Source organism: Shimazuella kribbensis DSM 45090, assembly GCF_000428065.1.
GTDB lineage: Bacteria > Bacillota > Bacilli > Thermoactinomycetales > Thermoactinomycetaceae > Shimazuella > Shimazuella kribbensis.
On record NZ_ATZF01000003.1, the window covers coordinates 168,178 to 191,619 of the forward strand.

General features: G+C 39.7%; 25 protein-coding genes and 1 pseudogene. 6 read left to right on the forward strand and 20 right to left on the reverse strand.

Translation table 11 applies throughout. The annotated features are described in order from the left end of the window. Positions 1 to 756 precede the first annotated feature (756 nt). Positions 757 to 1,269 carry an acyl-CoA thioesterase gene (locus A3GQ_RS0106705; protein ID WP_028776393.1) on the forward strand — a complete coding sequence of 171 codons (513 nt, stop codon included), beginning with the start codon at positions 757 to 759 and terminating at the stop codon, positions 1,267 to 1,269. Positions 1,270 to 1,509: 240 nt separating this feature from the next. Next, on the forward strand, positions 1,510 to 1,908 hold the full coding sequence (locus A3GQ_RS0106710; RefSeq protein WP_028776394.1) for an MFS transporter: 399 nt from the start codon (positions 1,510 to 1,512) through the stop codon (positions 1,906 to 1,908). A 78-nt stretch (positions 1,909 to 1,986) separates the two neighbouring features. On the opposite strand, the gene A3GQ_RS26765 is transcribed toward A3GQ_RS0106710, so the two are convergent. From A3GQ_RS26765 to A3GQ_RS0106795, 18 genes and pseudogenes are all read right to left on the reverse strand, one after another. Continuing rightward, positions 1,987 to 2,133, reverse strand: a complete 147-nt coding sequence (locus A3GQ_RS26765) for a hypothetical protein (RefSeq protein ID WP_156877589.1) — start codon at positions 2,131 to 2,133, stop codon at positions 1,987 to 1,989. Between the two features lie 268 nt (positions 2,134 to 2,401). Further along, positions 2,402 to 2,620, reverse strand: coding sequence for a hypothetical protein (locus tag A3GQ_RS0106720; RefSeq protein ID WP_028776395.1), 219 nt, complete (start codon positions 2,618 to 2,620; stop codon positions 2,402 to 2,404). 327 nt (positions 2,621 to 2,947) lie between these two features. After that, the gene (hutI, locus tag A3GQ_RS0106725; RefSeq protein ID WP_028776396.1) at positions 2,948 to 4,228 is read right to left on the reverse strand and encodes an imidazolonepropionase; all 1,281 of its coding nucleotides are present in this window, start codon (positions 4,226 to 4,228) and stop codon (positions 2,948 to 2,950) included. 50 nt (positions 4,229 to 4,278) lie between these two features. Next, positions 4,279 to 5,931 carry a urocanate hydratase gene (hutU, locus tag A3GQ_RS0106730; protein WP_028776397.1) on the reverse strand — a complete coding sequence of 551 codons (1,653 nt, stop codon included), beginning with the start codon at positions 5,929 to 5,931 and terminating at the stop codon, positions 4,279 to 4,281. A gap of 37 nt (positions 5,932 to 5,968) precedes the next feature. After that, entirely contained in the window at positions 5,969 to 6,937 is a 969-nt protein-coding gene (locus A3GQ_RS0106735; RefSeq protein ID WP_028776398.1) for an agmatinase family protein, read from the reverse strand. Between the two features lie 11 nt (positions 6,938 to 6,948). Beyond that, entirely contained in the window at positions 6,949 to 7,653 is a 705-nt protein-coding gene (locus A3GQ_RS0106740; protein ID WP_028776399.1) for an ABC transporter ATP-binding protein, read from the reverse strand. Beyond that, positions 7,640 to 7,888, reverse strand: coding sequence for an ABC transporter ATP-binding protein C-terminal domain-containing protein (locus A3GQ_RS28480; protein WP_425423363.1), 249 nt, complete (start codon positions 7,886 to 7,888; stop codon positions 7,640 to 7,642). The genes A3GQ_RS0106740 and A3GQ_RS28480 overlap by 14 nt, the downstream gene beginning before the upstream one ends. 2 nt (positions 7,889 to 7,890) lie before the next feature. Further along, a pseudogene (locus A3GQ_RS0106745) lies at positions 7,891 to 8,434 on the reverse strand (ABC transporter ATP-binding protein); the annotation flags it as partial. Next, a complete protein-coding gene (locus A3GQ_RS0106750) occupies positions 8,418 to 9,368 on the reverse strand; it encodes a branched-chain amino acid ABC transporter permease (protein WP_028776401.1) in 951 nt (316 codons plus the stop codon). The pseudogene A3GQ_RS0106745 and the gene A3GQ_RS0106750, both read right to left, overlap by 17 nt. Before the next feature lie 9 nt (positions 9,369 to 9,377). Next, positions 9,378 to 10,259, reverse strand: coding sequence for a branched-chain amino acid ABC transporter permease (locus tag A3GQ_RS0106755; RefSeq protein ID WP_028776402.1), 882 nt, complete (start codon positions 10,257 to 10,259; stop codon positions 9,378 to 9,380). 110 nt (positions 10,260 to 10,369) lie between these two features. Continuing rightward, positions 10,370 to 11,506 (reverse strand): ABC transporter substrate-binding protein, encoded by a 1,137-nt coding sequence (locus A3GQ_RS0106760; RefSeq protein ID WP_051271305.1) that lies wholly within the window; start codon positions 11,504 to 11,506, stop codon positions 10,370 to 10,372. A 97-nt stretch (positions 11,507 to 11,603) separates the two neighbouring features. Next, positions 11,604 to 12,791, reverse strand: a complete 1,188-nt coding sequence (locus A3GQ_RS0106765; protein ID WP_028776404.1) for a helix-turn-helix domain-containing protein — start codon at positions 12,789 to 12,791, stop codon at positions 11,604 to 11,606. Between the two features lie 254 nt (positions 12,792 to 13,045). Then, positions 13,046 to 13,843 carry an alpha/beta fold hydrolase gene (locus tag A3GQ_RS23630; RefSeq protein ID WP_051271308.1) on the reverse strand — a complete coding sequence of 266 codons (798 nt, stop codon included), beginning with the start codon at positions 13,841 to 13,843 and terminating at the stop codon, positions 13,046 to 13,048. A gap of 301 nt (positions 13,844 to 14,144) precedes the next feature. Further along, positions 14,145 to 15,158, reverse strand: a complete 1,014-nt coding sequence (locus A3GQ_RS0106775; protein ID WP_028776405.1) for a FecCD family ABC transporter permease — start codon at positions 15,156 to 15,158, stop codon at positions 14,145 to 14,147. Next, on the reverse strand, positions 15,155 to 16,189 hold the full coding sequence (locus A3GQ_RS0106780) for a FecCD family ABC transporter permease (RefSeq protein ID WP_028776406.1): 1,035 nt from the start codon (positions 16,187 to 16,189) through the stop codon (positions 15,155 to 15,157). Before A3GQ_RS0106780 ends, A3GQ_RS0106775 begins: the two co-directional genes overlap by 4 nt. 31 nt (positions 16,190 to 16,220) lie before the next feature. After that, complete coding sequence (locus A3GQ_RS0106785) at positions 16,221 to 17,150, reverse strand: iron-hydroxamate ABC transporter substrate-binding protein (protein WP_028776407.1); 930 nt, start codon at positions 17,148 to 17,150, stop codon at positions 16,221 to 16,223. A 72-nt stretch (positions 17,151 to 17,222) separates the two neighbouring features. Continuing rightward, entirely contained in the window at positions 17,223 to 18,044 is an 822-nt protein-coding gene (locus A3GQ_RS0106790; RefSeq protein WP_037464215.1) for an ABC transporter ATP-binding protein, read from the reverse strand. A gap of 217 nt (positions 18,045 to 18,261) precedes the next feature. Continuing rightward, entirely contained in the window at positions 18,262 to 18,579 is a 318-nt protein-coding gene (locus A3GQ_RS0106795; RefSeq protein WP_028776409.1) for a hypothetical protein, read from the reverse strand. Between the two features lie 66 nt (positions 18,580 to 18,645). Here A3GQ_RS0106795 and A3GQ_RS0106800 point away from each other — a divergent pair, with 66 nt between their 5' ends. The 3 genes from A3GQ_RS0106800 (at position 18,646) to A3GQ_RS0106810 (ending at position 20,014) form a co-directional block, all read left to right on the forward strand. Next, a complete protein-coding gene (locus A3GQ_RS0106800; protein ID WP_156877591.1) occupies positions 18,646 to 18,843 on the forward strand; it encodes a hypothetical protein in 198 nt (65 codons plus the stop codon). A gap of 155 nt (positions 18,844 to 18,998) precedes the next feature. After that, positions 18,999 to 19,379, forward strand: a complete 381-nt coding sequence (locus tag A3GQ_RS0106805) for a hypothetical protein (RefSeq protein ID WP_028776411.1) — start codon at positions 18,999 to 19,001, stop codon at positions 19,377 to 19,379. A 47-nt stretch (positions 19,380 to 19,426) separates the two neighbouring features. Next, positions 19,427 to 20,014: an HD domain-containing protein gene (locus A3GQ_RS0106810; protein WP_028776412.1), complete on the forward strand. Its 588-nt coding sequence runs from the start codon at positions 19,427 to 19,429 to the stop codon at positions 20,012 to 20,014. Positions 20,015 to 20,066: 52 nt separating this feature from the next. On the opposite strand, the gene A3GQ_RS0106815 is transcribed toward A3GQ_RS0106810, so the two are convergent. Next, on the reverse strand, positions 20,067 to 20,897 hold the full coding sequence (locus A3GQ_RS0106815; protein WP_083964137.1) for a lysophospholipid acyltransferase family protein: 831 nt from the start codon (positions 20,895 to 20,897) through the stop codon (positions 20,067 to 20,069). 159 nt (positions 20,898 to 21,056) lie between these two features. Here A3GQ_RS0106815 and ade point away from each other — a divergent pair, with 159 nt between their 5' ends. Beyond that, entirely contained in the window at positions 21,057 to 22,799 is a 1,743-nt protein-coding gene (ade, locus tag A3GQ_RS0106820) for an adenine deaminase (protein ID WP_028776414.1), read from the forward strand. 51 nt (positions 22,800 to 22,850) lie between these two features. Here the strand turns inward: ade and A3GQ_RS0106825 are convergent, their stop codons facing one another. Next, positions 22,851 to 23,363, reverse strand: a complete 513-nt coding sequence (locus tag A3GQ_RS0106825; protein ID WP_028776415.1) for an NUDIX hydrolase — start codon at positions 23,361 to 23,363, stop codon at positions 22,851 to 22,853. Positions 23,364 to 23,442 lie beyond the last annotated feature (79 nt).

Below are 23,442 nucleotides of genomic sequence, written 5' to 3' on the forward strand. Positions count from 1 at the left end.
TTAACGTCGTCCGGTCCATTTTGCTCGGGATGTATCCACATCGAAAAGCATATTGCCTGGTTTATCATAAAATTCAACTAGACCTGCACCGCGTGCAAATTTATTCATCTTAAATCGGTATTTTTTCACCCCTTCCCAACTACTGCCAGCCGGTGGTGGTGGACGGTCCCCAGGATGACGGCTCCTACGGGGGTCACGATCCCGGGATCTTCTTCTTCCTCGCCGACGGCACCAAGGTCGTGACGAGCATGGACTACGTCCACTCTGACCGACCGATGGAGGGCGTCGACGTCCCCCTCCTGGGTGGCAAGAAGTAGTCGAAGCAGTTTGTTAAACCTCGCGGTATAGATTAGGCCATTGGCCTCGTCTATACCGCGAGCTACTTTATTTCCCCTTATGGATATACACCTAAAACGAACTTGAGACTGATAGAGGTTCATTATAAATTTTGTCTTTGTGTACCTAGCTGCAAATAGGCCAATGCTACCTCGTGACAAACAAATCATGCCTGCCTTTGCACTGATAAAGATATATTTTTCCCACATAAAAATCAGTTTTTAACCTCTTTCCACCTCCTTTACTTACTGAATATTTATAATTTTGCAATAATTTACTTGTATTCACGCTTAAATTTAAATTCATAATCATACGCTATAAGATTGTGCTTATATGATTTCATGTTATAATTTCGAGAACATCCCCCTATAATAACCCTGATTACTAGTAATTGATCTACTATCGAAAGGAAATATGAACATGGAACAGCGCTTTTCACGAGAATCACGATGTTACAAAACTTCAAGGATTTTCCCCACAGATGTAAATAATCACAATACGTTATTTGGCGGAAAGTTAATGGCATATATTGACGATATTGCATCGATAGCAGCTACGAAACACTGTCGTCAAACTGTAGTCACAGCTTCAACGGATTCTGTTGACTTCTTACATCCCATTAGACCAACTGACTCTGTTTCATTAGAGGCCTATGTTACTTGGACTGGTAATACCTCAATGGAAGTGTTTGTAAAAGTAATTAAAGAAGATTTATATAACGGAGAGAGAAAAATAGCGGCTACTTCCTTTCTAACTTTTGTTGCTTTTGGTGAAAATAATCGACCTGCCCCTGTGCCTATTGTCATTCCAGAAACAGAAGAAGAAATTAAGTTGCATGAAACTGCACCTGCTAGAGCCGAAATCCGTAAATTAAGAAGGATAGAGAGCAAAAGCTTGGCTAATTTTTTAACATTGAATAACCCTTGGGAATAAGAAAGTATCTCCTACTTTACATAGTGGGAGATTTTTTTAAGCTGCGAACCATCCTTGCAATTTGAGAGGGATACGAGATTTAAGACAGTTTTGTTTTTCTTATCTCTTGCTGTCAAAATGATTGATTTGAGTTTTCCTTAAGCTATGTAATAAACTGCTATGATACTATTGAATGGAAGATTAAAAGGAATGGCATCGAACGAACTAATAGATATCATGAATCAATAGGGAGGGACACAATTGGATAATCACACACCTAAACTAAAAAAGGAGTTCTCTTTTAAAAGGAAATTTATATATGTGGTCATGGTCTTATTTGTGATTTGCTCCTTGCTATTTACGCTATTCGCTTCTATTCCTTTAGATCAGGAAGCAGATCCTAACCTTTTGAGTATTGACCCAGAATCAGCAGGTTTATTTTATCTCGCTGCCTCTTTCAGTATCTTTCTTTCGCTTAATAGTTTGTTGTTTATGTACTTTGCAAAGCGCTCAACCAAAATATCGCTCTGGCTCACTGTTCTTTGTCTATTCATAAGTGGTTATCGGATTATATCCCTTCATCAATACAAGAATGATTGTGAACATGTACAAAGCAGCGTTTGTGTAATTGGAGAACCAAAATTCCTTCCACTTTGGTAATCAATTAATAGACTCTGTGGAGCTCTTATTCATTCGTGCCATCCTCGAAAATAAAAAACCCCCTTCTCATGGCTTTTCTTAGATGCTCATTTGTTTCATGTTACGTTCTAATTGCACGATCTTTGTTCGTGTTCGAGATACTCCCTCTCGATCCATTTGTTTTGTATACTTTGCCAATTCACGATACAAATCTTCTAATTGCTGCTCAATATTCTGTTTTGACATCGATTCACCCTCCCAATAATAAAGTGACCCAGTGAGTACAGATAACTGGATCACATGCTTACGTACTTGTTTTATTTCATTTAATTCCAATTTGAAATAAAAAATGATTACCCGTTTCCATTACACCTTATGATCTTTTTGTTACATTCACCACTTCTCTTATCAAATCCTGCGATACTTCCGTATCAAATGGAATACAACATGATCAGCACGTTATGAACGCTCGATGAATGCGGTTTCCACTTTTATATTCCTGATGGAAATCTGATCATCTTGTAAGCAACTTACATTTCTCCATAATCTCATCTTCCAGCATTTTTAGAGATCGGATGGTAACTAAGTGTTTCGCAAAGACCGAATGAATAATTTCATTTTTCCCATCTGTAATTTTGAAGGTGTAATGAATAACGATCCCTTTTTGTCTCTCTCGATTTACACTGATTTTCAGGTTTGGAAACAAATTTTCAATACCAATAATGTTGATCAATGTGTATCCTCTCCTACAAATTAAGGTCATTTATACCGCTTTAAAGGATCGTTTTGTGTCTAGAAATTCCTTCGCTTCTTTACACTTTATGAAAAATCGGATCTATTACCCCTCTTATGAGAATTCCTATTAAATTTTACGCAAGTGGTGACTGTAGCATGACATTCAAAAAGAAACAATACGTTAAGTTCCAACAGAGAACTATTTAATGGTTAGTCTATGGATAACGTCAAGAGTTACAGTCCTATTAAACCTCTTCAACACTCTCAAAGTCCTAACAAACAAAACAAAAAAAGCTACTTCCTAAGTAGCTTCTTTGCTTATTATTTAACTAACTTTTTGCCCCTCCGAAACAACGATTTGACCATCTTTTATCACGGTATCTACATGGTTGATGCCAAAATGATAGACGAGATATGCGAGATTGGGAGCATCATATAGTACCAAATCTGCTTGCTTCCCAACTTCAAGACTTCCTACTGTGTCTCCTCGGTTAATGGCATAGGCCGCATTGATCGTCATAGCTGTTAAAATCTCTTCTGGAGTCAAGTTTAAATTTAATGCTCCTAGTGTCATCACAAGTTGCAGAGATTCAGTTGGGGAACTACCGGGATTATAATCAGTAGACAAAGCGACTGGAATTCCCAGTTCAATCATTTTTCTCGCACGTGCATGGGGAGCACGTAGATTGAAGGAAGTAGCTGGGAGACAAACACCGATTACACCCTGTCTACTCATCGCTTCTAATCCTTCATCCGTTGCAGCTAATAAATGCTCTGCTGAAATACAACCAAGCTCTGCTGCTAGTTGGGCACCGCCCATTGGTACAATTTCGTCTGCGTGAATTTTTATCCTAAAACCCATTTCTTTTGCGGCAAGCAAAATTTGTCGTGATTCCTCCACTGTAAATACACCATGCTCACAAAAAACATCACAAAACTCGGCTAAGCTATGTGTTTTTATTTCGGGCAACATTTGATTAATCACTTTATCTACATACTCTGCTGACTTACCTTTGTATTCAGTAGGGACTGCATGTGCACCCATAAAGGTAGAAACTAAATCGACTGGATGAGTTTCTTGCAGCCTCTTCGCTACTTTCAATTGCTTCCACTCATCTTCCAGTGTCAATCCATATCCACTTTTCACTTCAACGGTAGTTGCGCCATATTGCATAAAGATATCTAAGCTCTTACGTGCTTTTTCATAGAGTTCCTCTTCCGTAGCTCGACGTGTAGCCTGAACCGTACTATGAATTCCTCCTCCAGCTGCTAATATATCTAAGTACGAAACACCTTTTAATTTCATATCGAGTTCATTTTCACGAGAACCACCATGAACCAAATGGGTATGTGGATCAACTAGACCAGGAGTAACTAGTTTCTGTTTGGCATCTAACTCTGCTGCAAACACTTTGTTTTTTAGTTGTTCTCTTACTTGTATCTCTTCCCCAACAGCAACTACTTTTCCGTTTTGGATCGCAACTGCTCCACGTTCAATCGTTTCTACTTGTTGCATTTCATCGCCAACTCTAGCCCTTGCAACACCTTGCATGGTCACTAATTTTCCAATGTTATATACGAGCAGATCAATTTTTTCAGCCATCATACATTCTCCTTACATCATAGTTGCCCGAAGAAAAATACTTCGGGCACTTTTTAAATATTGAGCATGGGTACACGAACACCATGTTTTTTCGCTGTTTCAATTGCTATCTCATAACCCGCATCCGCATGCCGAATGACGCCCATTCCTGGGTCAGTAGTCAATACACGAGACAGACGCTCTTCTGCTACTTTGGAACCATCAGCCACTACTACCATACCTGCATGAAGCGAATAGCCCATTCCTACACCGCCGCCATGATGTACCGATACCCAACTTGCACCAGACGCTGTGTTGATCAATGCATTTAAAATCGCCCAGTCTCCTATTACATCACTGCCATCTTGCATTGCTTCTGTTTCCCGATTAGGAGAAGCCACTGATCCACAGTCAAGGTGATCTCGTCCGATTACAATAGGGGCAGAAAGCTCTCCATTTCTCACCATTTCATTGATCGCCAATCCAAATTTCGCTCGCTCTCCATACCCTAACCAACAAATCCGAGCAGGCAATCCTTGAAAATCTACTTTCTCTTGAGCCATTTTAATCCATCGATGAAGATGTTCATTTTCTGGAAAGAGTTTCAAAATCAATTCATCTGTTTTACGAATATCCTCTGGATCACCTGATAAAGCAACCCAGCGGAACGGCCCTTTGCCTTCGCAGAACAACGGACGGATGTAGGCTGGTACAAAACCAGGAAAAGCAAACGCATCCTTCACACCTTCATCAAGAGCAACTTGACGAATGTTATTTCCATAGTCGAATACGATGGAACCCATTTTTTGCAAATCCAGCATCGCTTGCACATGTGCAGCCATCGATTTTTTGGAGAGGCGTACATACTCAGCGGGATTTTCCTTGCGCAACTTCGCCGCTTCTTCCAAGGAGTAGCCAATCGGAACATACCCATTGAGAGGATCATGAGCCGAAGTCTGATCCGTCACAAAATCTGGAACAATACCTCGTTTCACAAATTCAGGATAAATTTCTGCTGCATTGCCAACTAAACCAATCGCTAAGGCTTTCTCTTCGTTTTGAGCCTCAGAAGCAAGTGCCAATGCCTCATCTAAATTGGAAACCATCACATCACAATAGCGAGTATCAATTCTTCTTTGAATGCGGGTAGGATCAACATCAATACCAATGACTACCCCTTCATTCATGGTCACAGCCAATGGTTGGGCACCACCCATGCCTCCTAATCCAGCTGTCAATGTGAGTGTTCCTTTGAGGCTGCCTTCCTTATGCTGACGTGCCGCTTCCGCAAATGTTTCATAGGTTCCTTGTAAAATCCCTTGACTTCCGATATAGATCCAGCTTCCTGCGGTCATCTGTCCATACATCGTTAAACCCTTTTTATCTAACTCATGAAAAGTATCCCAATTTGCATATGCTGGAACCAGAACAGAGTTAGATATCAATACTCTAGGAGCGGATGGATGCGTTTTAAAAACACCCACTGGTTTACCCGACTGAACCAATAATGTCTCATCCGCTTCTAATCCAGATAGCATCTCTACAATTTTGTGATAGCTATCCCAATTGCGCGCGGCCTTCCCGATTCCTCCATAAACAACCAACTCTTCAGGATGTTCCGCGACATCTGGATCCAAGTTATTCATCAACATCCGAATTACCGCTTCTTGTTCCCATCCTTTTGCTGTTAATTTTGTTCCACGAGTTGCACGAATTTCAGCAGCCATCTTTATCTCTCCTTTAGACAAGTAGCAAATTTCTATTTTATGAACGGCTAACCAAACCGACTAAAAATGTCAGTAAAACATGAACAGCTGTACGAACTGTCGCTTTACGCTGGTCTTGCATCGGATCAATACAGACTATATCGAATCCTTTGACTTTTCTGTTTTTACCTAAACGATATACTGCATCCAACAGTTGCCAAGATGTCATTCCAGCTGGCACCATAGCGGGTACTCCAGGGGCATAGGATTGATCTAACACATCCATATCAACCGTGACATAAATCGCATCTGTCCCATTTCCTGCGATTTCTATCGCCTGATCCATGATCAGATCGATTCCCTCTCTTGCCACTTGTCTTGCAGTGAACTGAGTAATCCCATGAGAAACGGCATATTCTCGATACAATTTAGAATTAGCAAAACTATGAAGTCCCACTTGAACAATATGTTTTCCTTCTACCGTGTTGGATTCCAGTAATCCTCGTATTGGTGTTCCATTAGTGGGACCACCATAATCAAGACTGCGTACATCCATATGGGAATCAATTTGAACCATTCCTACTTTGCCGCCGATTTTCTTCTGAAATGCCTTTACAGAAGGACAGGTGATCGAATGATCCCCTCCAGCAATCAAAGGAAACAAGTGAGGTAATTTTTCATAAATCTGGTTTAAACCTGCTTCGATATTGTCGTGACACTTTTTCAAATCTGTCATATGCATTTGAATATCGCCTAAATCTCTAACTTTAAATCCAGACAAATCTACATCATAATCGATATTATAGGTAGTGACTGCCGTAAATAACTCTCGCAGCGCATTTGGCGTCATCGATGCTCCTGAGTGACTGATCGAAGTTTTCGATAAAGGAACACCAATGAACCCCATTTCAATCGGTTCTTCACCATCCCAATGCGATAACCAATCGGATACTTTGGTTTCATTCGGGTCATAAGAACGAGATGTTCTTACCCATTCAGGAGGGGTAATCAGCGAAATTTTGTTCATCGATCTCCCTCCTATTTCCCTAGGTAAGCCTTTTTCACAATATCTTGTTTTCGTAGATTTTCGACAGTATCATGAAATACAATTTCACCATGTTCTAAACCATAACCACGATCTGCAACCGACAAAGCCATCATTGCATTTTGTTCAATCAATAAAATGGTCAATCCATTGGCTTTGATTTGATGGATCGTCTCAAAAATACCTTTCACTACAATCGGTGCTAGTCCCATTGAAGGCTCATCCAATATGAGCAACTTTGGTTTGGCCATAAGCGCTCTACCAATCGCAAGCATCTGTTGCTCCCCACCGCTCATGGTACCTGCAAACTGCTCTTTTCGTTCAGCTAAACGTGGAAACAAGGTAAAGATCATATCTAAATCGTGTTTCAATTCTTGCTTTGAAGCTTTTCTCGTATAGGAACCCATCATTAGATTTTGCATCACAGATAACTTTGGAAAAACCCTTCTTCCCTCTGGAACCATGGCAATACCTTTTTCAACTATTCGATGAGCAGCTAAACCACTTATCTTCTCTCCTTGATAAGAGATCGAGCCTTTGGAAGGAATAAGGCCACAAATGGCTTGGAGTGTTGTCGTTTTGCCTGCACCATTTGAACCAATCAATGTCACTACTTCGCCTTCATCTACATGTAAACTTACATTTCGAACTGCTTGTATACTTCCATAGGAGACATGTAATTGATCAATTTTCAACAAAGCTGGACACCTCCTCCACCTGATCTTTCCCAATATAAGCTTCGATCACAGCTGGATTGGCTATTACTTCATCTGGATTTGCATCCGCAATTTTCACCCCATGATCAAGCACAGCCAAACGATCACATAGATCTACCACCATTGCTACATTGTGCTCAATTAAAATCACGGTAGTTCCATTGGCATTGATCTTGCGGATAAGTGCCGACATTTCTTCCACCTCTTCAGCATTCATCCCGGCCGTTGGTTCATCTAACAAAAGAAGTTTGGGTTCCGATACTAGGGCACGAGCTATTTCTACACGACGTTGGTTCCCATACGAGAGACTGCCTGAAATCTCTTCATCCATACCATCCAATCCAACCAAACTCAGGATTTCTAAGCTTTTTCGTATCGTTTCTTGTTCTTCTTTTTTAACCGAACTTAAAGCCAGTATCGAAGCCCAAAGACCAGCTTTTGTTTTACGGAACATACCAACTTGCACATTTTCTAGCACACTCTTTTCTTTGAGAAGACGAATGTTTTGGAATGTTCTACTAAACCCTTGATTGGCTATTTGAAATGGTTTCATTCCTGAGATCAATTGATCTTCAAATAAAATACGTCCTGCATTCGGTTTATAAATCCCAGTCAAGATATTGAAAAAGGTTGTTTTCCCTGCACCGTTTGGTCCAATCAAGCCAATGATCTCACCTTGATTCGCGGTCAAACTGACATCATTGACTGCTGTTAATCCTCCAAAGATCTTCGTGATTCCCTCTATTTTAAGCAATGATCTCACCGTCCCTCAGCTCTTTTTTCTTTGCAGATGAACGGTTTTTTTTGCGCTTCTTCAAACTTGTATTGCCAAAAATCCCTTTGGGACGATATCTCATCACCAATACCATAATCATTCCATACAGCATCATTTTATAAAGATCTAAATACTTCATATCAAATAACTGAATATCAAATACACGGAATAATTCAGGTAATAGATAGAGGAGGGAAACTCCCAAAATAGTTCCACGGATCTTCCCCAATCCACCTAGAACCACCATACTAAGTATCGTTGCAGAGAGTGTAAATCCAAATGAATCTGCGCTAATGTAAGATACTTTATGAGCAAATAAGGCACCTGCTGCACCTGCGAACGCACCACCAATCGCAAAAGCTAACACCTTATAATAAGTAGTATTGATTCCCATCGATTGGGCAACCGTCTCATCTTCATGAATCGTCATCCAGGCTCTGCCAATTCTCGATTGTGTCATTCTTTTCATGATAAAAATGGCAAGCAGCAGCATCACCAATACCAACCCGAGATAACTCAGATCAATGATTTCCAGTCCGAACAAGGAAGGAGCAGGAATCATATCTAATCCGTAAGCACCGCCTGTAATTTCCGCATTTTTGAAGATGGATTGAATAATAAGACCTAGGCCCAGTGTAGTGATTGCCAAAAAGTCTTCACTTACACGTAAACTTGGTAATCCCAAAATGGCACTTAGGATAAAAGTAATCACAATAGCTAAGAAAATAGCGAGCCAGGTGTTGACTCCAAACTTAACCGTAAGAATTGCTGATGTATAAGCACCTATACCATAGAAAGCAGCATGGCCGAGTGATACTTGTCCAGCATATCCCGTAATCAGATTTAACCCTAAGCCCAGTATGATATAAATGAATAAAAAGACGATGATGTCAATGTAATAAGGATTAATAAACGAATCCACCTACATCACCTACACTTTCTCTACTTTTCTTCCGAACAAGCCTGATGGCTTTACCAAAAGAATAATGATGAGAATCACAAACGCAATTGCATCTTTATCGATAATCATTCCATTTAGATATCCTTCAGAGAGGGATTCAACAATTCCCAAGATCAACCCACCTATAATGGTTCCAGGGATGGAACCTAATCCTCCAAGGACAACAACACAAAATGCTTTTAATCCAGGAACAGAACCCATCGTCGGATAGATGGAATTAATATCATAAGCGACCAAGACTCCAGCGATTGCAGCAAATGCAGAGCCGATCATAAAGGTAATCGCTACCACACGATTGACATTTACCCCCATTAAGGAAGCAGCACGCATATCTTGTGCGGTTGCCTGAATCGCAATACCCATTTTCGTCCATCTTAAAAACGCATAGAGCAACACCAAAGCTACTAGCCCTACCACAATGATCGTTAGTTTCACATTCGTAATACTGATACTTTCGGAAATCTTCCAAACGGAAACTTTCATCCCTGTATCCGGGAAAGCTCGTGGATCAGATGAAAAAACTACTTGAAACAAGCTTTCAAGAAAGATTGCAATTCCTACACCACTGATCAATGTCGTAATGGGATGAACATTTCGCAAAGGCCGATAGGCAAATCGTTCTACTGCAACTCCACAAATCGCAGCAATAATCATTGCAAATAAACAAGCAACAATAAAATTCATGTTGAGATATAAGATACCGATCATCGCAGCAAATACTCCAACTGCGTAAATCACCCCATGAGCAAAATGTAATAACTTCAAAACACCATAAATCATGGTTAACCCAATGGCAATTAATACATAGGTAAAACCTAATGCCACACCATTTAGCAGCTGTTGAGCTAGCATTTTTCGTCCACACTCCTTCCAAATAAGGAGAAAATAACCACTGTATCACCACACCAATACAGTGGCAATTGATAGTATTGTTCTGACTCTACCTTACTTATCTCACTCTTTTAGTTGTACAATTTCGATTTAATATATTGGAATTTACCATCTTTCACGGTCATGAAAATCACCGGTTTGATCACTTCGTGATTCGGACCAAATGTAATCTTTCCAGAAGTTCCTTCTAAATCTTTGGTTTCACTGATCGCTTTTGCTAGTTTTTCACGATCTGTACCTGCTTTTTTCAATGCTTCTATAATTACTTTTGCAGCATCATAACTTTGTGAGGAAAGCATATCAGGATCTGTGTCGTGTTTCTCTTTCCATGCCTTAACAAATTGTTGTACTACTTCTCTTTCATCACTTGTATAAAAAGAAGTGGTGAAGATGGAGCCTTCGGTATTCTCTTTTCCTAACTCCAAATATTTAGGGGAATCAAAACCATCTACACCTAGCATCTGTACATTCAATCCAACTTCTTTGGCCTGTTTTACAATCGCCGAAGATTCGTTATAATACCCTACGATATATAGAGCATCGGGATTTGCTGATTTTACAGCAGTCAGTAACGAGTTAAAGTTTTTATCTCCCATTTTAAACGAACGTTCAATAGCGATTTTGGCTCCCATTTGGGTGGCATTCTCTTTAAAAGAACCATAAATGGATTTTCCATAATCAATATCTACATATAAAACAGCAATATTTTTCTTTTTTAATTCATTCACAGCATAATCCGCCATTGCTTTTCCTTGTACCGGACCAGTATAGATTACTCGATTGACATAATCTCCACCTTTGGTCACATCAGGATGAACCACATACGCTGCGACCATAGGAACTTTTGCTTTTTGTACTTTTGGAGCTACTGTTTTGGAAGGTCCGCTGTATGCCCCATCAATAATGGAAACGACTCTATCACTATTGATCAGCTTTTGGACTGCTTTTAATGCTTCCTCTGGTTTTCCTTGATCATCAACAGCAATTAGTTCCAATTTCTTTCCATTGATTCCGCCCTGTGCATTCACTTGGTCAATAGCAAGCTGAGATGCATCACGACTATGGATTCCATCCGTAGCTGTTGGACCTGTCAAAGGACCAAACCAACCAATTTTTATCGTGTCTGAATTCTGACCTGCACCACTGCAACCAACAAGTAAGGAGAACACAAGTATAAAGATTAGACCAACTGAGTACCTTTTCTTCACTTTGAAACCTCCTGCCAATCGAATCTATCTAGTAACATTTCCTATCATAGTTGAAAGCGCTATCAAATAAACTAGCAATAATTGTGGGAAGTTAGCATTAATTTGCTTTTCTATATTTGGTTGGTGTCTGAAGAACATATTTTTTAAAAATCCTGCTAAAATAGTTAGCATCCTCAAAACCTATTTTTCCAGCTATTTGTTGGATCGTATAATCTGTATTCTCTAGATAATATAGGGCTTTTTTTATACGAATCCGCTGAACAAACTCGACGAAGTTTCTACCCGTTTCTTTTTTAAATTGATGACTAAAGTAATATAAACTAACAGAACAAAATTGTGCTACTTCTTCTAAAGATAATCTTCTATGGTGATTTTCTTTAATATACTGAATCGCTCTGTTTAACATAGGTGAATACTTTGTCATCTGATCAGAATCCGTACTTTCTATCAACTTTTGGACATAGCTGTTCACTTTTTGCACAAAATTGTCATAACGTATGGTTTTATATAAATCTTGTATAAAAAAAGCATTATCTGATAATATCGTGGGGGCATGTCCACCTAATTCTAAAACCAATCGAGTGATTACCATGATAAGATCCGTAACCTCCGATTTAAACATCTCCACATCGTGTTGATAATACTCCGCCATTTTCGACAACAACTGCCCATTTCGTATAACGGCTCCTTTTTCATCTTTCACCCGTATACAAGCCAGCAGATCTGCTCTTTCTTCTCTTGTGATTGGATTTAACCATTTCGTTTGTTCTCGTATTCTTTTCTCATAATGAAAAATCAGTTGGTTTCCCTGAAAAAAACGATTAACCATCGACTCCTTCGCCTCTTTGAAAGAAAGATGAATCTGATACGGATTATCGTAATATCCGCCAATCCCGATCGAAACAGCAATTCCCCGATGATGTGCACTTGTTTGAATTCGCCTAGCTAGATGTTTCGTCATTATCTGAAAACTGGATGTAACTGGTTGTTTTATCGTTAAATCAAGTAACAGCGCAAGAGCTCCTTCTTCCAACCAAATCCAAGTAAATGCATGTTCTATCGTCTTGTTGAGCACATGAATCAACTGTTGTCCCATACCATTTCGCCAAGAAAATGGTTTTCCTATCGCAAGTTCTGGATAACGATCAATCGATACAATCATTACCACTTTTGGATGCATGTCGATTTCAAATTGTTCTTGCATCTCTTTAAAATTACCTTCATGTACAAGTGTACCTGTTAGTAGATAGTGTGAAAAAGCAATTTTATCGAGACTATTGATCATCTTGATACCTCCACAGCTGTTTATCCTTTTTGTTCATTATGCGGCAATCCATTACTTTTGCAACTTGAAAAATCTTGAAAGGGAAGATAAAGGATACAAAAGCCTGACCACAATGTTATTCGGTTTTCCCATTTACAAAGATTAGAAGGACAGATCAATAACTTTAATAGCAAGAAATAAGAAAAAGTCGTCCAACATATTGGACGACTTTTTTTGGTTTTTGGACGGAATATTCCATTTATATATTATTGCAATTATTTTTGAGAAGATAAATAGTCATCAATGAGCTTTACCAATGCCTCAGAATTTTCCCAAGGTACAAAGTGACCTGATTCTAATTCGGTATAACGTGAATCCTTGATTTCCTTGGCAAGCTCTTTCACATATTTAACCGGCACCAATTGATCATCGGTCAATCCAACAACAAGTGCTGGAGCTTTGATCGAGCTTAAATAAGATTGTATGCTCAAACGAGAATCCAGTTCAATTTGCCGATCGGTTCCAGGAGCTAATGTAGCTGTAAAACCAGGAATCGTGTCTATGATTTCTTTTGCATTGGAAAACTGTTTAAAGAAATTAGGACCAAAGCCTGTATGAAATAACAATTGAGAAAACACTTCTTTATCTAAAGCAATCTGTTTTTTCCATAAGTCAAACATAAACTGCATATAGGTTTTGGTTTCCACCCATCCTGCAACACACACGACCGACTTTACAAGATCGGGATATTTCCCAGCAATCGCTGCCGCAGTTACTGCTCCCAAAGAATAACCAACTACGTGAAAAGAAGTCAAACCTTCGTTTAAAGCAGCTTGTACATTTTGTTCAATTAGATCATCTAATTCTATTTTTCCACCAGAATCTTTTGTTTCCCCTGATCCGGAGTAATTGGGACCTACAATCGTAAATCGATCCGATAATGCTTTTGTTACCTCTCCCCAAGTAGACTCATAAGAACCACCTGTTCCATGAACCAGTAATACACCAGTTCCAGAACCTTCTACATGATACACGACGCTCGCTTCGCCCACCGTCACTTGTTTGATTGCCATTTTAATTGTATTCCCCCTACTTATAATGAAGAGATATAAAGTCTATTATAAACGATTTACCAATTATAATCACAAAATTTATTTTAATTAGAATAATTTGACCAGTATATCTAAATAAAAAAGCCATCCACAGATTACTCTTTTCGATACAAAAATTCCTATCAAAATCAGGCGAGTTTATAAGTATCCATTTGGACTTTTTTACCGCTTCTCCAATATCACCGGCAAGGAACTCTTGGAAAATAAGGATACAAAAAACAACCTACTGAGGGTTTCAGGTAAGTTGTTTTTTTCATGCAGTCTATCTTTTTGCCATTAGATAGAGGAAATAAGGTGCTCCGATTATCGTTACAATAATTCCAGCAGGAATCCCGCTAGGATCTAATATGCTTCTCCCAATCGTATCAGATACTAGCAACAAAATGGAGCCCATCACAGCCGCGATCGGTAAAAACGCCTGATGTCTTGGACCAACTAAATTTCTCGCAATATGTGGAGCCATCAATCCAATAAATGCTATTCCTCCACTTACCGATACCGAGGCAGTTGCAAGGGCAATCGCAATCAAGAGTAATATTCTTCGTTCTCGCTCTACATTTGCTCCCAATCCTAATGAAACATGCTCGTTTAGATTTAAGATATTTAAGATAGGAGATTTGGAAAATACAATCGGGACAAGAATCAAAATCCACGGAAGCAAAGCCAGGACAAAAGTCCAATCATCTCCCCATATTCTCCCCGCTATCCAATTGGCAATAAAAGCATTTTGTTCTTCTTCCAACCTAGCCGTAATCGTAAAAATAAACCCGTTAAATGCCGCAGCCATTCCAACACCGACCAGTATCAATCGAGTTGGATCTACTCCTTCTCCACGTTTGTAGGACAAAAAATAGATTACAACCATAGAAAGAATACCACCAATAAGTGCAATGAGTGGAAGGATATAAATAAAACTAGTAGATTCAATCGAGAAATAAGCGACATACAGTACTACCATCAATCCTGCTCCAGAATTTATCCCTAGAATACCCGGGTCAGATAAAGGATTCTTGGTAATACTCTGTAAAATAGCACCAGATACGGCTAAACCCATTCCAGCTAAGATCGTCACAAGGATTCTTGGCAAACGAAAATCAAATAAAATGAGATTTTCTTGATTGTCTCCAAGTCCAACAATGGTTCTAGCAAGTTGAAATGGAGATAGAGAGACAAATCCTGTCGCCACACTCACGACAAAGGAGACAATGAGCAAAAGAATCGAAACAAATAATGTAATTCGAACTCGTTTTTGAGTTGCTGTATCTACTATGTTCATCGCGACCCTTCCCTTCTAGCGAGATAGAGGAAAAAGGGAACACCGATAATAGCAACGATAGCTCCTATGGGTGTCTCAAATGGGGCGTTAATCATACGTGCTGCGATATCCGATAAAACCAAAAGTACACTGCCGAACACCCCAGAACACGGGATAACCCATCGATAATCAGTCCCCACAAAAAAGCGTACCATATGAGGTACCATCAACCCAACAAAAGCAAGTGCCCCTACAAGGGAAACCGAAACACCAGCTAAAACGAGTACAATCACCATCAAAACAAATTTCATAAGAGCAGTCCGTTCTCCCAAACCTTTCGCGATATCATCCCCAAAACTCAATATTGTCAGCTTTTTGGAAAGAAGGATCGCAATAAAAAGTGCAACAATCACAACAGGTACGGCTATTTTAAGTTGCAGCCAAGTCGTCCCTGAGCTACTACCGATTTTCCAAATACTTAGATCTTGGGTTATTTTAAATAGCACAGCAATGCCATCAGCTAATGCGGTTAGCAATGCCATTACAACTGAACCAGCAAGGATAATGCGAAGAGGCGACATGCCACCTCTCTTTAATGCACTAATTCCAAAAACCATTCCAGCACCAATGGATGCCCCAATGAAACTAATAAACATCACCAATACATACGAAGACTGAGAATGGAATGCTAACAAACAAGCTAATGCAAATCCCGCTCCGGCATTGATCCCTAATAAACCAGACTCTGCCAAAGGATTTTTTGTTACTCCCTGCATAATAGCCCCACTTACAGCCAAGGCTGCTCCGACTACCATGACACCAATCTCTCGTGGTAATCGGATATCCATAATGATCTGATCTGCTTTTCCTTGGGGATCATAATTAAAAATGGAGTTCCATACGGTAAAAAAATCTATATTTGCAGCACCTACAGAAATTGCCAATACAATAGATAACAAAAGTACCAATGTACCAAGAATCAAAACGGATACTCCAACAACAGGTCTAGCAATTATTTTATTTTCATCCAGTTGTATATTTTTATTTTGCATCAATCAGTATCCTTTTTTTGGAGACTTGGTCTTATTTACCTTTGGTCAATGATGAAACGATAAAATCTAGTTCTTTTTCTAATGAAATAGGATCATTAAAATAGAATGATGCAGAGTCAAAGAAAAATACATTTCCTTTTTGTACTGCTGGTATTTGCTTCCATACAGAAGTTTGTAAATAAGAATTATCTGCGGTAGCGTCTCCTTTTCCTACAAAGAGGTAGTCACCTGCATATTGTGGAATTACTTCAGGGGAGATCGCTTTGTAACCAGGGCCAAATACATCTTTTTCCACTTTTTTTGGAGCTTGGATACCTAGAGCTTGATAGATGATCTCCGTACCACGACCCCAGTTATTGCCGTAAATATATAATTCTTTCCCATATGTTTCAAAAACAGATGCAGTTGCAGTATCTCCAATAACTGCTTTCACTTTTTTCTTTGCTTCGGCTGTTTTCTTTTTCCATTCATTCACCCAAGCTTGAGCTTCTTTTTCTTTACCGACTAATTTTCCAATGGCAAGATGAGCTTCGAGATAAGAATATTTATCGTAAGTAAATACAACTGTAGGTGCAATCTCTTTGTATTTTTTTATACTTTTATCATCGGAATAAGTAATAATAAGATCAGGTTTCAATGCTAAAATCTTTTCTAATGAATCGGAAGTAACTATCTCCACTTTATCTAACTTGCCATTATAAAATTTATTATTTACAGACCAATCGACTACCGCAATAGGAGTAATCCCTAATTGCAAAAGATTACCAGCATAGGAACTTGCTAGTACCGCAATTCGTTTTGGGTTTGCAGGAACTTGAACAGGTCCATTCTCTGATTGATAAGTAACCATTTTAGGGGTATTGCTTTCTTTGGAATCTGTCGCTCCACTACATCCAGCCAAAATACCTACTACTAAGACAGCACTTAACAAATATCCCCATATTCTTTTTTTGTTGTTCATCTAATTCCATCCTTATCTCCATCGTTATTGATAATCATTATCATTTAAGGGGCAAAAAAAATAGCTGATTTTTTATATTGCTTGTTCTTTTCTGACTGAAAAAATAGAATCGACCAAATCATAGGTCAAACACATTGGTTTTCTAGTCCGTGGGCACGTAATAATTTCTGCATCAATCTGGAAAACATCATGTAAAGTAGCAGAGGTTATCATCTCTTCTGCAGTACCTTCCTTTACAATTCTTCCTTGTTTCATCGCGACCAAGTGATCAGCAAAACGAGCAGCATGATTCAAATCATGGAGTACCATGACAATGGTTCTTTTCTCATTTAGGTTTAACCATTTTAGAAGTTCTAAAATTTCGAGTTGATGAGACAAATCAAGGTAGGTAGTCGGTTCATCCAATAAAATAATATCCGTCTCTTGGGCTAAAGCCATCGCAATCCATACTTTTTGTCTTTGACCACCTGAGAGAGAATCCACTACTTTATTCCGGAAAGCATTTACCCCCGTTACTTCTAATGCCCAGTTAATTACTTCATGATCTTTCGCACTGAGTTTGATTCGATTTTGATAAGGGAATCTTCCATAGGATACAAGTTCTGCAACCGTTAAACCTTCTGGGGCATCGGGTGACTGAGGCAAAATCGCCATCTTCTGCGCAATTTTTTTGGTAGATTCTTTATGGATCTCTTTGCCATCAAGAAATACCGTTCCTGATTTGGATGGTTGGAGACGAGCGATTGTTTTCAATAACGTGGATTTGCCACATCCATTGGAACCAATAATCGTCGTTATCTTTCCATCAGGAATGTTTAATGTCACATCTTTGACAATCAATTGATTCCCATAGGCTATATGTAATTTTTCAGTCTGGAGTCTTGATGTTGACATTTCTTTCACCTCCTTGATGTGTATGTTTTATTTAAAGTTATTACTTGCACTCATTGATGAGAATGATTATCAAACTCACATGTATTCTATACTGGTGGTCATATGATGTCAACAGGTATAGAAAGATTTTTCTTTAATATAATTACACTTTAAAAGAAGCAACTATTATGTTTTAAATGCATAATAGTTGCTTCTTTCCTCTCTCACTGATGGGCAATTAGCTGTCATTGTTCCCCAACAGTTCCAATCCCAATTCTTTGATCAAAAAACTAGCTTCTTTGTGCTCATATCGTTGTTTCTCTTTTTGATAATCCCAACCACTTTTGATAACATAATCAATCAATCTTGCTGCAATACTGGGCTTATAAAAGTTAATCAACCAGTTATCTTTCCAAGTAAAATAAAGATCACCATATGATGTTTTGCTATGTAAAGGATAGACACGAAATCTTACAAAGTCAGGCTCTTCATGAATGACATAAATAAAATCTTTATCATGTACATGGATCTTCTTCTTATGTATATGAGAAGGCATAAGTCAATCCATCTCCTATCTAAACTATATTTTGAGAAAAGTGATCTCACTAGTGGAAATGCAGTATTGGGAAAATGGATGGCCATTATTTTTGGAATTGTTTATACTTTTGTAGCCGTTTTAGGACTTTTCATGGATAACATTTTTGGATTGATCATGGTCACTCTACTTATAGAAGTCATTCACTTCGTTGTTGCTATTCTTGCCTCAGTGGTTGATTTTATTGGGAAAAAGTCAATTTCCAATCAAAATGCAGCTGTCTAATCCGCTTATGCTCTTATCCTATTGTAATAAAAACTACCTTGTCTATGAGGGCAGGTGGTTTTCTTCTATTGATAAAACTATTGAATAACAAATAGATTTGTATCATTATTAAGAGGAGAGACTGGAAACCGATTTTGCATAAGGAGATAGAAGATATGTCTGTAAAATTAAATGGCGTGAGAGTCAACCGCACCGAATTTATGATTTGGCAATACCAAAACAGTATTACCAAGCGGAAAATTTTGCAGACTTGGCGGAAAAATAAGCAAAAATTCCTACAATCTTTGATTTGGGATAAAAGTAACGATAACCAATCTCCCCCGTACGCTATTCAATTTTACAAGAGTTTTAAAGCCCTGCTCTTTCAATCCTACCAAGAAGAATTTCCTGACACAGAACCCGATCTTTCTGAATTGTGTGATTGGTTATCAGATAACGCAACAATCTGTAACTTTATCGAACACAAACGAGATGAACAAACATGGCTTGACATTCGAAAGGCCGCAAAAATATTACTCGATGGACGACTCCATTAAGAGACACCTACCTTTCCATCTCATTCCACACAGAGAGGAGATTCTCGTTGGACTTATTTGCTAATGCCAATAAACGCATACCACAAATGACCCGAGAAAAACTAGCAACCTATCTTGATCCAAAGCTTCCTAGATTCCATCATATTCTTGGTGTTGTTCGCAATATGGAGCAACTACTCCCCAAAATAACACTTCCCTCTGGCTGGTCAGCACTCCTGATCCAAGCCTCTTACCTTCACGATATCGGCTACAGCCCCAAACTTAATCAATACAACTATCATCAACTCGATGGGGCTGTATATGCTGCCGATCAAGGCTTTCCCAAACCGATTATTGCTACCCTCCTCTTCCATAGTTGTGCGTATGAAGGGGTTTTATATTCCAGACCTGATCTCAAAGAGATATATGAAACGCATCTTCGGAAATTGGATACAGAGGATCAAATGTTCATCGACTTGGTGAGTTACTGTGACCTTCATACTTCAGCAAATGGGGAAAAAACAACGTTGAGGGCACGAGTGGATGATGTAGCTGTGCGTTATGGGAAAGAACATGAGGTGAGCAAGATTATGTCTGCCAATGAGCCTATTTTCGAGGAGATTATCGAGAGGGTTACAAGGATGATAAAGGAATAAAAGCACTGCCCCCCTCACCACTGGATGTGATGAGGGGGACTTAAGTCAGCAACTACAGCACGGGAGGCTCATCGATAACGACTCCCTCGAAGGAGTTCGGATCGAGTTCCCTCCACTGTGCCATATATGCCTCCTTGAATCGCTCGGCATCCTGCTTCACGTTCTCGTAGACACCGTCGGCCGGCTCCATCTGTCCAGTCGACATCTTGATCGGATCACCGAAATGGACATGCCGCAGAGGCTTACGGTACCAAGCAGTGATTACGCCGAAGAACTTCTTGAAGAATCCCCCGCTCATCACCTTGCGAGCACCGAACTGGAACACCGGAATGATGACGACGCCCGTTGCATACTGGAGGAGAATCACACCAACCCGAAACTTCCCGGGTTCTCGGTCGAATGATTCCTTCCAGTGAGGAATAAGCCCTTCCGGGTAGATGCCCAGAATGCCACCCTTACGAGCGCGACGATCCTTACGGAAGATACTCAGGAAACCACCCTTACGAGAGTGATCCTTGAGCAAGTGCTTCTTCGCGGGCAGAAGGGAATTCTTCGCCTTCTTGCGATTCTTTCGGCGAACCGGAATGAAGTTTCCGAACCAGAAAATCCAGAACAGAACAGGGTTCCACCACAGGGTTGACTTCGCCATGAACTTGGTCTTCAGTCCAAGGACAACACCTGCGAACTCCACCGTCGGCGGATCCGGGTAAGCCGAGTGGTTCGGGGCGAGAATCCCCGCCTCCCCGCTTTCCAGCCACTTCTGTGCCTCGTCAGAAACCGTGATCCGAAGGTTCCCACCCATCAGGAAATGGAGGAATCTCCTCGGGAGATGCTCGAACGTCCTGAAGGACGAATTCACTTCACGTGGGTCGATTACTCTCATTGCAACCTCTCGAGTCGTGATTTGCAGAGCTAAATATAGATTATCATATACTGTGACAATAGTACTACTACACTTAACATTTCGAATCGAAATTTTTTATCGATATTGGCCTTTTCGCTTTATTTTGGGGTAAGATCGAGTAGAAAGGATGGAAGAAACTTGAAATTGACAATCGAACAAATCCGCAGAAGAATAGCGGTTGCTAGTAAACGTGAATCTGCTGACTTGGTGATCACCAATGGAAAAATTATTGATGTGTTTAACTTAGAAATTATCCATGGCGATATTGCCATTGTAGATGGGTCTATCGTCGGGATTGGGAATTATCAAGGGAAAGAAGTAGTGGATGCCAAACAGTCTTACATAGCTCCTGGTTTTATCGATGCCCATGTACATATCGAATCTTCGATGGTCCCTCCCCAAGCATTTGCTGAAGTAGTCCTGCCGCATGGCGTCACATCGATCATTACCGATCCCCATGAAATTGCGAATGTAGCGGGACAAGATGGGATTTCCTTCATGTTACATGAATCCGAAAATGTCCCGCTCGATATTTTCTTTATGCTGCCATCGAGTGTTCCTTGCACAAGTTTTGAAAATGCTGGAGCAACCCTGCATGCCAACGATTTGGAACCTTTTTTTGTTCATCCAAGGGTACTGGGGCTGGCAGAAGTGATGGACTATCCTGCCGTTTTGCAAGGTGAGGAACATATGATGGAGAAAATAGCAGCTGCGTGGAAACAGCAAGCCTCCATTGACGGACATGCTGCTGGCCTATCCCTTGATGCCATCAATGTGTACCGAAGTGCTGGTATTTCAACCGATCATGAGTGTATTTCTCCGCAAGAAGCGATGGAAAGAATACAACGAGGGATGTATGTCTTGATTCGAGAGGGATCAGTCGCAAAAGATTTATCATCCCTGATATCAGCAGTAAATGAAAAAAATGCAAGACGTTTTGCGTTTTGCACCGATGACAAACACTTGGATGATCTGTTGACAGAAGGTAGTATCGATCACAATGTTCGACTTGCTATCAAACAAGGTTTACATCCTTTATTAGCGATTCAGTTAGCATCTTTGAATGCAGCAGAATGTTATGGTCTAAAACAAAAAGGTGCGATTGCCCCAGGATATGAGGCAGATTTTGTACTATTTGATGACCTTCACGACATTCAGATTCAACAAGTATTCAAAGCAGGTAAGTTGGTAGCTCAACATGGAAAAATGGTCCAAGCATCATCACGTACAAAAATCGATATACCAACAAATATTTCGCATACGGTTCATCTGCCAAAAATCAAAACCACTGATTTGCAAATCCCAATTATGGAATCAAAAGCAAATGTTATTGGGATTGAGCCAAATAGTTTGGTCACTCATCATCTCATACAAGATGTAAAGGTTAAACAGGGGTTTTTCGTACCTGACACTGAAAATGATCAATTAAAAATCGCCGTCATCGAACGCCATCACCTGACAGGCAATATAGGATTAGGCATCGTTTCTGGGCTCGGGCTTACTGATGGAGCGATTGCCTCTACGGTAGCTCATGATTCGCATAACCTTGTAGTAGCAGGTACCAATGATCACGATATGTTTGCAGCGATCAAAGCTATCCACCATATGCAGGGTGGATTGGTGGTAGTGAAAAATCAAAACATATTGGCTTCTCTTCCGCTTGAAATCGCTGGTCTTATGTCTAATCGACCTTATGAAGAGATCAACAACAACCTCAACAATCTTCATCAAGCTCTGCATCAATTGAATGCACCAACTCTTTTTAATCCATTTTTAACATTAGCATTTCTCTGTCTGCCTGTGATCCCTGCGATCAAATTAACCGATAAAGGCCTATTTGATGTCACTACGTTTCAACATATTTCCGTGTCTGTTCTCTAAGGTAAAATATCGCTTCGATATTTTCTAGAACGAAACAAAAAATCCCAGTATTTAAAAATGGGGATTTTTTGTTTCACCACCTAAAACAAAACGAATGAGTCCTAACCGATGTTGAAAATTGGGCAGTTGTGCTACTTGATCAAAGGAAAAGAAATCTCTTCCATATGTCTCGCTATCTCCTTCAAACTCACAAATCTCCTTTACTTCTGCATGAAAATGAACTTGATAACTCTCGGGATAAGGATATTGATAATTTTTTGGTTTGTCAGCTAACACCTCTAATTTCTGATATCCCACAAGAGTTGGTTGGTATATCCGTACCTTTGTCTCCTCAAATACTTCTCTTTCCAGTGCTTCCATGAGCCCCTCGCCATTATCCACATGTCCTCCAGGAAGATCCCAACCACGATACAAATGAGCTACTAATACTTTACCTTTATAAGTAACCACACCAAATACAGTAGTTATTTTTCCTATTGGAGGTAGCGTGGAAGACAATACTTCAGAGACTACATTCGGTTTTGGCAGCCAAGAAATATTTTGAAACGATTGCAAAATTTCCATCTTTGCGACTCCTCTTCAAAAAAGTTGAATCTAGGTGGACACGCTTATTTCAAGTATATGTTTTTATGCTATTATGAAT

What these genes read in the sequence shown, in the direction of transcription:
- A3GQ_RS0106705 (WP_028776393.1), top strand. Translation starts at nt 757, where the DNA reads ATGGAACAGCGCTTTTCACGAGAATCACGATGTTACAAAACTTCAAGG.
- A3GQ_RS26765 (WP_156877589.1), bottom strand. Translation starts at nt 2,133, where the DNA reads ATGTCAAAACAGAATATTGAGCAGCAATTAGAAGATTTGTATCGTGAA.
- hutI (WP_028776396.1), bottom strand. Translation starts at nt 4,228, where the DNA reads ATGATGGCTGAAAAAATTGATCTGCTCGTATATAACATTGGAAAATTA.
- hutU (WP_028776397.1), bottom strand. Translation starts at nt 5,931, where the DNA reads ATGGCTGCTGAAATTCGTGCAACTCGTGGAACAAAATTAACAGCAAAA.
- A3GQ_RS0106735 (WP_028776398.1), bottom strand. Translation starts at nt 6,937, where the DNA reads ATGAACAAAATTTCGCTGATTACCCCTCCTGAATGGGTAAGAACATCT.
- A3GQ_RS28480 (WP_425423363.1), bottom strand. Translation starts at nt 7,888, where the DNA reads ATGAATGCTGAAGAGGTGGAAGAAATGTCGGCACTTATCCGCAAGATC.
- A3GQ_RS0106755 (WP_028776402.1), bottom strand. Translation starts at nt 10,259, where the DNA reads ATGCTAGCTCAACAGCTGCTAAATGGTGTGGCATTAGGTTTTACCTAT.
- A3GQ_RS0106765 (WP_028776404.1), bottom strand. Translation starts at nt 12,791, where the DNA reads ATGATCAATAGTCTCGATAAAATTGCTTTTTCACACTATCTACTAACA.
- A3GQ_RS23630 (WP_051271308.1), bottom strand. Translation starts at nt 13,843, where the DNA reads ATGGCAATCAAACAAGTGACGGTGGGCGAAGCGAGCGTCGTGTATCAT.
- A3GQ_RS0106775 (WP_028776405.1), bottom strand. Translation starts at nt 15,158, where the DNA reads ATGAACATAGTAGATACAGCAACTCAAAAACGAGTTCGAATTACATTA.
- A3GQ_RS0106780 (WP_028776406.1), bottom strand. Translation starts at nt 16,189, where the DNA reads ATGCAAAATAAAAATATACAACTGGATGAAAATAAAATAATTGCTAGA.
- A3GQ_RS0106785 (WP_028776407.1), bottom strand. Translation starts at nt 17,150, where the DNA reads ATGAACAACAAAAAAAGAATATGGGGATATTTGTTAAGTGCTGTCTTA.
- A3GQ_RS0106790 (WP_037464215.1), bottom strand. Translation starts at nt 18,044, where the DNA reads ATGTCAACATCAAGACTCCAGACTGAAAAATTACATATAGCCTATGGG.
- A3GQ_RS0106795 (WP_028776409.1), bottom strand. Translation starts at nt 18,579, where the DNA reads ATGCCTTCTCATATACATAAGAAGAAGATCCATGTACATGATAAAGAT.
- A3GQ_RS0106805 (WP_028776411.1), top strand. Translation starts at nt 18,999, where the DNA reads ATGTCTGTAAAATTAAATGGCGTGAGAGTCAACCGCACCGAATTTATG.
- A3GQ_RS0106815 (WP_083964137.1), bottom strand. Translation starts at nt 20,897, where the DNA reads ATGAGAGTAATCGACCCACGTGAAGTGAATTCGTCCTTCAGGACGTTC.
- A3GQ_RS0106825 (WP_028776415.1), bottom strand. Translation starts at nt 23,363, where the DNA reads ATGGAAATTTTGCAATCGTTTCAAAATATTTCTTGGCTGCCAAAACCG.